This is a genomic window from Enterobacteriaceae endosymbiont of Donacia clavipes, assembly GCF_012570365.1.
GTDB lineage: Bacteria > Pseudomonadota > Gammaproteobacteria > Enterobacterales > Enterobacteriaceae.
The window spans coordinates 447,930-457,274 of record NZ_CP046208.1; the positions used below are offsets into that span (position 1 = coordinate 447,930).

11 protein-coding genes are annotated in these 9,345 nt (G+C 18.8%); 9 read left to right on the plus strand and 2 right to left on the minus strand.

Going from position 1 to position 9,345, the window contains the following annotated elements; translation table 11 throughout:
• Both GJT92_RS02160 and infA read left to right on the plus strand, forming a co-directional pair.
• Positions 1 to 1,743 (plus strand): ATP-binding cassette domain-containing protein, encoded by a 1,743-nt coding sequence (locus GJT92_RS02160; protein WP_168919848.1) that lies wholly within the window; start codon positions 1 to 3, stop codon positions 1,741 to 1,743.
• Positions 1,744 to 1,778: 35 nt separating this feature from the next.
• Positions 1,779 to 1,997 (plus strand): translation initiation factor IF-1, encoded by a 219-nt coding sequence (gene infA / locus GJT92_RS02165; RefSeq protein WP_168919849.1) that lies wholly within the window; start codon positions 1,779 to 1,781, stop codon positions 1,995 to 1,997.
• Between the two features lie 58 nt (positions 1,998 to 2,055).
• On the opposite strand, the gene trxB is transcribed toward infA, so the two are convergent.
• Positions 2,056 to 3,024 carry a thioredoxin-disulfide reductase gene (gene trxB, locus GJT92_RS02170; RefSeq protein WP_168919850.1) on the minus strand — a complete coding sequence of 323 codons (969 nt, stop codon included), beginning with the start codon at positions 3,022 to 3,024 and terminating at the stop codon, positions 2,056 to 2,058.
• Positions 3,025 to 3,171: 147 nt separating this feature from the next.
• Here trxB and serS point away from each other — a divergent pair, with 147 nt between their 5' ends.
• Positions 3,172 to 4,455, plus strand: coding sequence for a serine--tRNA ligase (gene serS, locus GJT92_RS02175; protein ID WP_168919851.1), 1,284 nt, complete (start codon positions 3,172 to 3,174; stop codon positions 4,453 to 4,455).
• A gap of 26 nt (positions 4,456 to 4,481) precedes the next feature.
• Here the strand turns inward: serS and argR are convergent, their stop codons facing one another.
• Positions 4,482 to 4,964 carry a transcriptional regulator ArgR gene (gene argR / locus GJT92_RS02180; protein ID WP_425483311.1) on the minus strand — a complete coding sequence of 161 codons (483 nt, stop codon included), beginning with the start codon at positions 4,962 to 4,964 and terminating at the stop codon, positions 4,482 to 4,484.
• A gap of 219 nt (positions 4,965 to 5,183) precedes the next feature.
• Between argR and rplM the strand changes: the two genes are divergently transcribed.
• The 6 genes from rplM (at position 5,184) to cgtA (ending at position 9,272) form a co-directional block, all read left to right on the plus strand.
• Positions 5,184 to 5,606, plus strand: a complete 423-nt coding sequence (gene rplM / locus GJT92_RS02185; protein ID WP_168919872.1) for a 50S ribosomal protein L13 — start codon at positions 5,184 to 5,186, stop codon at positions 5,604 to 5,606.
• A gap of 28 nt (positions 5,607 to 5,634) precedes the next feature.
• Complete coding sequence (gene rpsI, locus GJT92_RS02190) at positions 5,635 to 6,033, plus strand: 30S ribosomal protein S9 (RefSeq protein ID WP_168919852.1); 399 nt, start codon at positions 5,635 to 5,637, stop codon at positions 6,031 to 6,033.
• Positions 6,034 to 6,184: 151 nt separating this feature from the next.
• A complete protein-coding gene (gene murA, locus GJT92_RS02195) occupies positions 6,185 to 7,456 on the plus strand; it encodes a UDP-N-acetylglucosamine 1-carboxyvinyltransferase (protein ID WP_168919853.1) in 1,272 nt (423 codons plus the stop codon).
• A gap of 112 nt (positions 7,457 to 7,568) precedes the next feature.
• Entirely contained in the window at positions 7,569 to 7,886 is a 318-nt protein-coding gene (gene rplU, locus GJT92_RS02200) for a 50S ribosomal protein L21 (RefSeq protein ID WP_168919854.1), read from the plus strand.
• Between the two features lie 10 nt (positions 7,887 to 7,896).
• Positions 7,897 to 8,154: a 50S ribosomal protein L27 gene (gene rpmA, locus GJT92_RS02205; RefSeq protein WP_168919855.1), complete on the plus strand. Its 258-nt coding sequence runs from the start codon at positions 7,897 to 7,899 to the stop codon at positions 8,152 to 8,154.
• Positions 8,155 to 8,258: 104 nt separating this feature from the next.
• The gene (gene cgtA / locus GJT92_RS02210; RefSeq protein ID WP_168919856.1) at positions 8,259 to 9,272 is read left to right on the plus strand and encodes an Obg family GTPase CgtA; all 1,014 of its coding nucleotides are present in this window, start codon (positions 8,259 to 8,261) and stop codon (positions 9,270 to 9,272) included.
• Positions 9,273 to 9,345 lie beyond the last annotated feature (73 nt).

Below are 9,345 nucleotides of genomic sequence, written 5' to 3' on the forward strand. Positions count from 1 at the left end.
ATGTTTTATTTACTATATTTTTTAATACATCATAAAAAATATATTAAAAAAATTTTTTTAGGTGTTATTTTATCTATAATTTATAATTTATTAGATATTTTATTATCCATAATTTCTGGTTATTTATTAACTTCTACTTTTTTATTAAGTATTAATAAAAATAATTATATATATTATAATTATATTATACCTTCAATTATTATTAGAATTATTTCAATAACAAAAATTATTACCAAATATTATGAAAAAATAACTAAACATAATACTACTTTATATTTATTAAAAAATTTAAGAATTTTAATTTTTAAAAAAATATTTCCTTTATATCCATCAAATTTAACTATATTTCAAAATATTGAAATATTAAATATATTAATTTCTGATATTGAAATATTAGATTTTTTATATATACAAATAATTACACCAATATTTAGTATTGTAATTACAATGTTAATAATTTTTATAAATTTAAGTTTTTTAAATTTATTCTTTTCTTTAATTTTTTTTATTATTTTTATAATTTTATTATTATTATATTTAATATATTTTTATAAAAAAAATAAAATAATAGGAGAAAAAAATGTAAAAATTAAAAAAAAATATTATATTACTATAAACAATCTTTTATCACATCATTTAGAATATAAAATATTTGATGGTATTAATTTTATACTTACTAAAATAAATTTATTAGAAATAAAATGGCAAAAAACACAATCTATACAAAATAATTATAATATTCAATCTCAAATATTAATAATTTTTATTATAAATATTATTATGATAATATTTATAATTTATAATCATATATTTTTTTATGATATAAATTTAAAAAATAAAATTATTTTATTTTTATTATTTTTAATTTCGTTATCTAATATATTACTTCCTTTAAGTAATATTTTTCAAAATCTTAGTGAAATATTTTTTTCTGCTAAAAATATATTTAATATTATAGAACAAAAACCTAATATTAACTTTATAAATGAAAATAAATATAAAAAAAAAAAAATTTCAACTATAGATATAGTAAATTTATCATTTCGTTATAATAATCAATCCCCTTATGTACTAAAAAATATATCATTAAATATAAAATCAAAAAAAAAAATAATTATAACTGGACATAATGGTAGTGGTAAATCTACATTATTAATGTTATTAACTAGAGCATGGGATCCTGTGAAAGGTAAAATTTATTATAATAAATATAATTTAAAAAATTGGAATTTATCTTTATTAAGAAATAATATTAGTGTTATAAATCAAGAAATATATCTTTTTAGTGATACATTAAAAAATAATATTCTTTTAAACAATCAAAATAATAAAAATATTAATAATAATTATTTGATAAAAATTTTAAAATTAGTAGGTTTAGAAAAATTATTAAACAATAAAAAAGGATTAAATATATGGCTAGGAGATGGAGGTAGAATCCTTTCTGGAGGAGAATTAAAAAAATTAGGTATAGCAAGAACTATAATTCATAATGGAAATTTAATTTTATTAGATGAACCTACTGAAGGATTAGATTTATTGACATCTAATAAAATAATAAATTTATTATTTTCTATTTTTTATAATAAAACAATTATTTTTATTACTCATAATATTAATATTTTAAGAAAAGCAGATTGTATTTATTTTATGGATAATGGTTATTTAATTAAAAAAGGTAAATATAACAATTTAATAAATAAAAGCTATTATTGGAATTTTACAAAAAATAATATAACATAATCTTTATTATATATTTATAATTATCAGGAATTTTTATGTCTAAAGAAAATAATATAGAAATGCAAGGAATAGTATTAAATACATTACCTAATACTATTTTTCATGTAAAATTAGAAAATGGTCATATAGTAACTGCACATATATCAGGAAAAATGAGAAAAAATTATATTCGTATATTAACAGGAGATAAAGTTACCGTAGAATTAACTCCATATGATTTAAAAAAAGGTAGAATTATCTTTCGTAGTCGTTAATAAATAATAAACATTAAAATTTAATTAAGAATTAATAATTTATAAATTAAAAATTTAATTATTCATTATTATTTAAAAATTTTTGTGCATCTAATGCAGCCATACATCCTGTAGCTGCTGACGTTATTGCTTGTCTGTATATACTATCCATAACATCTCCAGCAGCAAAAATTCCAGGAATATTTGTTTGTGTAAAAAACTTTTTATTATTTAATTTTTGATTATTTGTTAATATATAACCTTTTTTATTAAGTTTTAATTTTTTTTTAAATAAAATAGTATTAGGAATACTACCTATTAGGATAAATATACCATATAATTTTATTATTTTAATATTTTTACTATTAACAGAAAAAATTTTTATACCTGTAACTCCTGTATTATCACCTAATATTTTTTTTACTACGTAAGGAGTATGTAAAATTATTTTTTTTTCTTTTATTTTAATTTTAATTTTATTAATTAATATTTTTTCTGCATTAAAATTATTTTTTCTATGAATTAGATGCACTTGAGAAGAAATATTTGATAAATATAATGCTTCTTCTAAAGCAGTATTTCCCCCTCCTATAACTGCAACCACTTTATTACGATATAAAAATCCATCACAAATAGCACAATAAGATATTCCTTTACCTAAAAATTCTGTTTCAGAAGGTAAACCTAAAAATCTTGGATATGATCCTGTTGCTATAATAATACTTTTGCAAATAAAATTAAATAAATTTCCTTCTAATATAAAAGGTGATTTTTTAAAATTAATGATTTTTATTATTATATCATTAATAATTTTAGTATTAAAATATATAGCATGATCATGTAATTGTTCCATTAGTTTTGGTCCAGTTATATATGGGAAATTTCCTGGCCAATTTTCTATGTTTAATGTTTGTATAAGTTGTCCTCCGATATTTTTCCCAGTTACTAAAACAGGATTTAAATTTGCTCTCGCTGCATATATAGCTGCTGTAAAACCAGCAGGACCAGAACCTAAAATAAGAAGTTTTGTTTTTTTATTATTTTTCATTTATATTTATTTTTTCAAATTAAAAATATTTTATATATTAAAATTAAACATTTTTTAAATATACTATATTTATAAAATAAATTTATATAATTTTATATATTTATATTATAATATTTTATTATTTAATCTTTATTATGAGAAAATATTATGTTAGATATTAATTTACTACGTAATAATATTGATTATGTTTATAAAATTTTAAAAAAAAGAAATTTTAATTTAAATATTGATTTAATAAAAAAATTAGAAAAAGAACGAAAAAATTTACAAACTAAAATGGAATTTTTACAAATAAAAAGAAATAAAATTTCTAAAATTTTATCACAAAAAAATATTAATAATATTATTAAATTAAAAAAAAAAGTAATTATTTATAATGATAAAATATCTAAATATAAAATTATATTAAATAATATAAAGAAAGATATACATAATATTTATAGTGTAATACCTAATTTACCATTAGAAGATGTTCCTATCGGAAAAAATAGCAATGAAAATAAAGAAATTAAAAAATGGGGTAATATAATTCAATATAATTTTCCTATACGTGATCATTTAGAATTAGGTATTTTAAATAAAGGAATTGATATAAAATCAGCTGTAAATTTAAGTGGATCAAAATTTATTATTTTAAAGGGATTAATAGCATATTTACATCGAATTCTTATTCAATTCATGTTAGATATACATATTAATAAACATGGTTATGAAGAAATTTATGTTCCATATATAGTTAAAAAAAAAATTTTGTATGGAACTGGACAATTACCAAAATTTAGTAAAGATCTTTTTCAAATAAAAAATTTTAAAAATAATAATGAATGTAAATATTTTTTAATTCCAACAGCAGAAGTTCCATTAACAAATTTATTAAATAATAAAATTGTTGAAGAAAAAATATTACCAATAAAATTAGTATCTCATAGTACTTGTTTTAGATCTGAAGTTGGTTCATATGGACAATATGATAAAGGATTAATACGGACACATCAATTTGATAAAGTAGAATTAGTACAATTAGTAAAACCTAAGAATTCTGTAAAAACTTTAGAAGAAATTACTCAACATGCAGAAAAAATATTACAATTATTAAATTTACCTTATAGAAAAATGTTATTATGTACAGGAGATATGGGTTTTTCTTCAAGAAAAACATATGATTTAGAAGTATGGTTTCCTTCAAAAAACAAATATTATGAAATTTCTTCTTGTTCTAATATGTGGGATTTTCAATCTAGAAGAATAAAGGCAAGATATAGAAAAAAAAAAAATAATAAAATTAATTTTATACATACTTTAAATGGTTCAGGACTTGCAGTAGGTAGAACATTAGCCGCTATAATGGAAAATTATCAACTTAAAAATGGTACAATTATTATTCCAAAAATATTACAACCATACATGAAAGGAATAACATGTATTAAATAGAAAATTAAAAATAATTTTTTGTTATTTTATTTACATTTTTGTTTAAATAAATTTTGTATAGAATTATATAAATGAATAGTTTTAAATAAACGTGTAGGTACTACAAAAATAGTATCATCTCCAGCAATAGTACCTAATATTCCTTCTGGTTTTCCTAAAGAATCCAATAATCTTGCTATTAATTGAGCTGCTCCAGGGCTTGTATGAATAATAATTAAAATATCATTATAATCAATATCTAAAACTAAATTTTTTAATGGACTAGTTGTATTTGGAACACTTAATTCTAGAGGGAAACAATACACCATTTCCATTCTAGTATTTCTGATTCTTACTGCTCCAAATTTTGTTAACATTCTAGATACTTTAGATTGATTAATATTATTAAATCCTTCTTCTTGTAAAGCATGTACAATTTCCGTTTGTGTACTAAATTTTTCTTGTTTAATTAAATTTTTAAATATTTTAACTAAATTATCCTCTTTTTTTTTTGTAAAAATTATTCCCATAAAGTTCACCGATAAAATAAAAGAAAAAATTATTTATTTAAAATAATAAAATCTCTATTTACTAAATTTATTAAAAAATAAAAAAGACTAATTGCATTTATTATTCAGCTATATTATCATATTTTAATGAAAATTTATATTTTTTTTATTAAAAAATTGAAAAAAATAAAATAAAATACAATTTTATTAATGATTTATATTTTGGATAAAATACATAATATGAATACTATGTTAAAAAAGAATTTTAATCGTCAATGGTATCTTATAAATGCAAAAAAAAAAATTTTAGGTAGATTATCTTGCATAATTATTCATTATTTAATGGGTAAACATAAAATTTTATATAAACCTCATATTGATATAGGTGATTATGTTATTGTAATTAATGCTGAACAAATTAGAATTACAGGGAAAAAAAGTAAAAATAAATTTTATTTTAGTCATAGTGGTTATGCTGGAGGATTAAAAAAAGTATCATTTGAACAATTAATTCAAAAAAATCCTAAAAAAATAATTGAACATTCAATAAAAGGAATGCTACCTAAAAATAAAATAGGAATTTTAATGTTAAATAGGTTAAAAATTTATAAAGGAAAAATTCATAAACATATAGCACAAAAACAATATATTTTAGATATTTAGTTATATTTTATTATTAGGATATAAAATGATGAATAAAAATTTTTTTAATTATTACGGTACAGGAAGAAGAAAAAGTTCTTCTGCTAGAGTATTTATTAAAAAAGGTAATGGGGCTATTGATATTAATAAAAAAAAAATAAATATTTTTTTTGTTAGAAATACACATCGTTTAATGATAATAAAACCTTTAGAATTAATAAAAATGCATAATAAATTAGATTTATATATTACTGTAAAAGGAGGTGGTATTTCAGGACAAGCAGGAGCTATTAGACATGGAATTACTAGAGCTTTAATAAAATATGATAATTCTTTTAGAAAAGATTTAAAAAAAGCAGGTTTTATAACTCGTGATGATCGTAAAGTAGAGCGTAAAAAAGTCGGTTTAAAAAAAGCTAGACGTAGTCCACAATTTTCAAAACGTTAAAATTAATTTTTATAATTATTAAATATGACAAATTTTTTTATAAAAATCTTATTGAAAATAATTTTCTATAATAATTTTAATCACCTATTAAATAATTAAATTTAAAATTATTAATTCTGGTATTTTTACTAATTTTTTCTAGAAAAAAAATATGGATAAATTTATCATAAAAGGTCCTGTACAGTTAAAAGGAAAAGTAAATATTTCTGGATCTAAAAATTCTGCTTTACCTATTTTATTTGCATCTATTTTAATAGATGAACCAGTAAAAATTAAAAATATACCTAAATTAAAAGATATAGATAATGCAATTAAATTACTTTTACATTTAGGAGTAAAAATAAAAAAAGGGAAATCATTAATAATAAATGCAAATAATTTAAATAATTATTATACTATTCCTAAAAATTTAGTTAAATCTATTAGAGCTTCTATTTGGTTAATAAGTCCAATACTAAGTCGTTTAGGTAAAATAAAAATATCTTTACCTGGAGGATGTTCTATTGGAACAAGACCTATTGATTTACATATTAAAAATTTAAAAAAATTAGGTGCTAGAATTTATATAAAAAATAATGATATTTTTGCTTATATAAATGAAACATTTAAAGGTTCGCATATTATAATGGAAAAAAATAGTGTAGGAGCTACTATTAGTATTATTTTAGCTGCTATTTATGCTTATAAAATAACTATTATTGATAACGCAGCAAAAGAACCTGAAATAAAAGATTTAGCTAATTTTTTAAATACTATGGGAGCTAAAATTAGAGGTGCTGGTACAGATCAAATAATTATTGAAGGAATTTTAAAATTAAAAGGAGGTGTCTATAAAATAATATCAGATAGAATAGAAACAGCAACTTTTTTAATAGCTGCTGCTATATCTGGAGGAAAAATATTATGTAAAAAAACTAATCCTAAAAATTTAGATATAGTGTTAAAAAAATTAAAATATGTAGGTGCAAAAATACGTACAGGGAAAAATTGGTGTAGTCTTAATATGAAAAATAGAAAACCCAAAGCTATTGATATAATAACAGGACCTTATCCTAATTTTCCTACTGATATTCAACCACAATTTACTTTATTAAATTTAATTGCATTAGGAAAAAGTAAAGTAACAGAAACTATTTTTGAAAATCGTTTTTTATATATACCTGAATTAATAAAAATGGGAGCAAATGCTTCTTTAAAAAAAAATCAAGTAATTTGTAAAGGAGTTAAAACACTTTATAGTGCAAAAGTTATCGCAACAGATTTAAGAGCTTCAATAAGTTTAGTTTTAGCTGGTTGTATTGCTTCTGGAAAAACTATTATTAATAATATTAATTATATTGACCGTGGATATGAAACAATAGAAAAAAAATTAACATCTTTAGGTGCAAAAATTAAGAGAATAAAAAATAATCAACATAAATAATAAAATATAGTAAAATTATTAATAACTAAATATTATTTTAATTATTTTATTATATTTTGTAAATTTTAATTTATATAAATGAAAAATCAAATTATATTACAAGGATAATAAAATGTATGCAATTTTTGAAAGCTGTGGTAAGCAATATAAAGTTATTCAAGGACAAACTATTAAATTAGAAAAAATTAAAGGAAAAATTGGTAATGATATTGAATTTAAAAATGTTTTAATGATATATAATGTAAATAAAATAATTATTGGTAATCCTATTATCATAGGAGCAAAAATAATAGCTAAATTAATTTTACATGGAAAAGAAAAAAAAATTAAAATAATTAAATTTCATAGAAGAAAGCATTTTAAAAAAATACAAGGTCATCGTCAACTATTTACTAGTATTAAAATACTTAAAATTCAAAATTCGAAATAAGGAATTATTTATGGCACATAAGAAAGCTGGAGGATCTTCTAGAAATGGAAGAGATTCACATTCAAAACGTTTAGGTATAAAATGTTTTGGTGGAGAAAAAGTAAAAGCAGGATTTATTATAATAAGACAAAGAGGAACAAAATTTCATGCAGGAAATAATGTTGGTTGTGGTAGAGATCATACTTTATTTTCAAAAATAAATGGTATTGTAAAATTTACAAAAAAAGGGTTAAAACAAAAAAAATATATTAATGTTTTAAAAAAATAATTTTAATAAATTACAAATTTTAATATTAGTTTAAAATTTATATTTATTTATTTAAAAAATATAATTATTTTTCTATATTATTTTTCTTTTTATATGGAGTTGTAATGAAATTTTTTGATAAAGCAATTATATATATAAAATCAGGTAAAGGAGGAGATGGATGTATTAGTTTTCATCGTGCAAAATATATACCTAAAGGAGGACCTGATGGTGGAAACGGAGGTAAAGGAGGAAATATATATTTTATATCTAATAATAATATAAATACACTTATTAATTTACATTGTCAAAATCTTTATATATCTGAAAATGGATTACATGGAAAAAATTGTCAACGTACAGGAAAAAATGGAAAAAATTTAATTATTCAAATTCCAATAGGTACAAAAATTACTGATATAAAAAAAAATATAACTCTTGTATCTTTAAATAAGAATAATCAAACTTTTTTAATTGCAAAAGGTGGAAAAGGTGGATTAGGAAACATTAATTTTAAATCTTCTATTAATAGAACTCCATATAAAAGAACAAAAGGTAGTTTAGGAGAAAAAAAAAAAATTAAGTTAGAATTTAATTTAAAAGTAAATGTAGGTATATTAGGATTACCTAATATAGGAAAATCAACATTTATAAAAAAAATATCTTCTGCTAATACTAAAATTGGTGATTATTTTTTTACAACAACAGAACCTGTTTTAGGTATTGTCAAAAATAAACTCAATAATACTTTTTTTTCAATATTAGATGTACCTGGTATTATAAAAAAATCTTCAGTTGGTAAAGGATTAGGATTAAATTTTCTTAAACATTTTAAACATTGTAATTTAATATTACATTTTATAGATATATCAATAATTAATAATAAGTATAAAATAACTAATACTATAAATACTATTAATTTTGAAATTCAAAAATTTAATAAAAAAATTCTTTTAAAAGATCAATGGTTAATTTTCAATAAAATTGATTTATTTGATAATATAAATAATTTAAAATTTTATATTAATAATATATTATTAAATTTTAAATTTATAAAAAGATATTATTTAATATCATCTAAAAAAAATATTGGAATTAAAAAATTGTGTATAGATATTTTTAAATATTTATATAATTAAAATTTAATTTTATTGATCATTTTATTAAAAAATAATATAACATATTTGTGTAATTTTATTTGGATCATAAAAA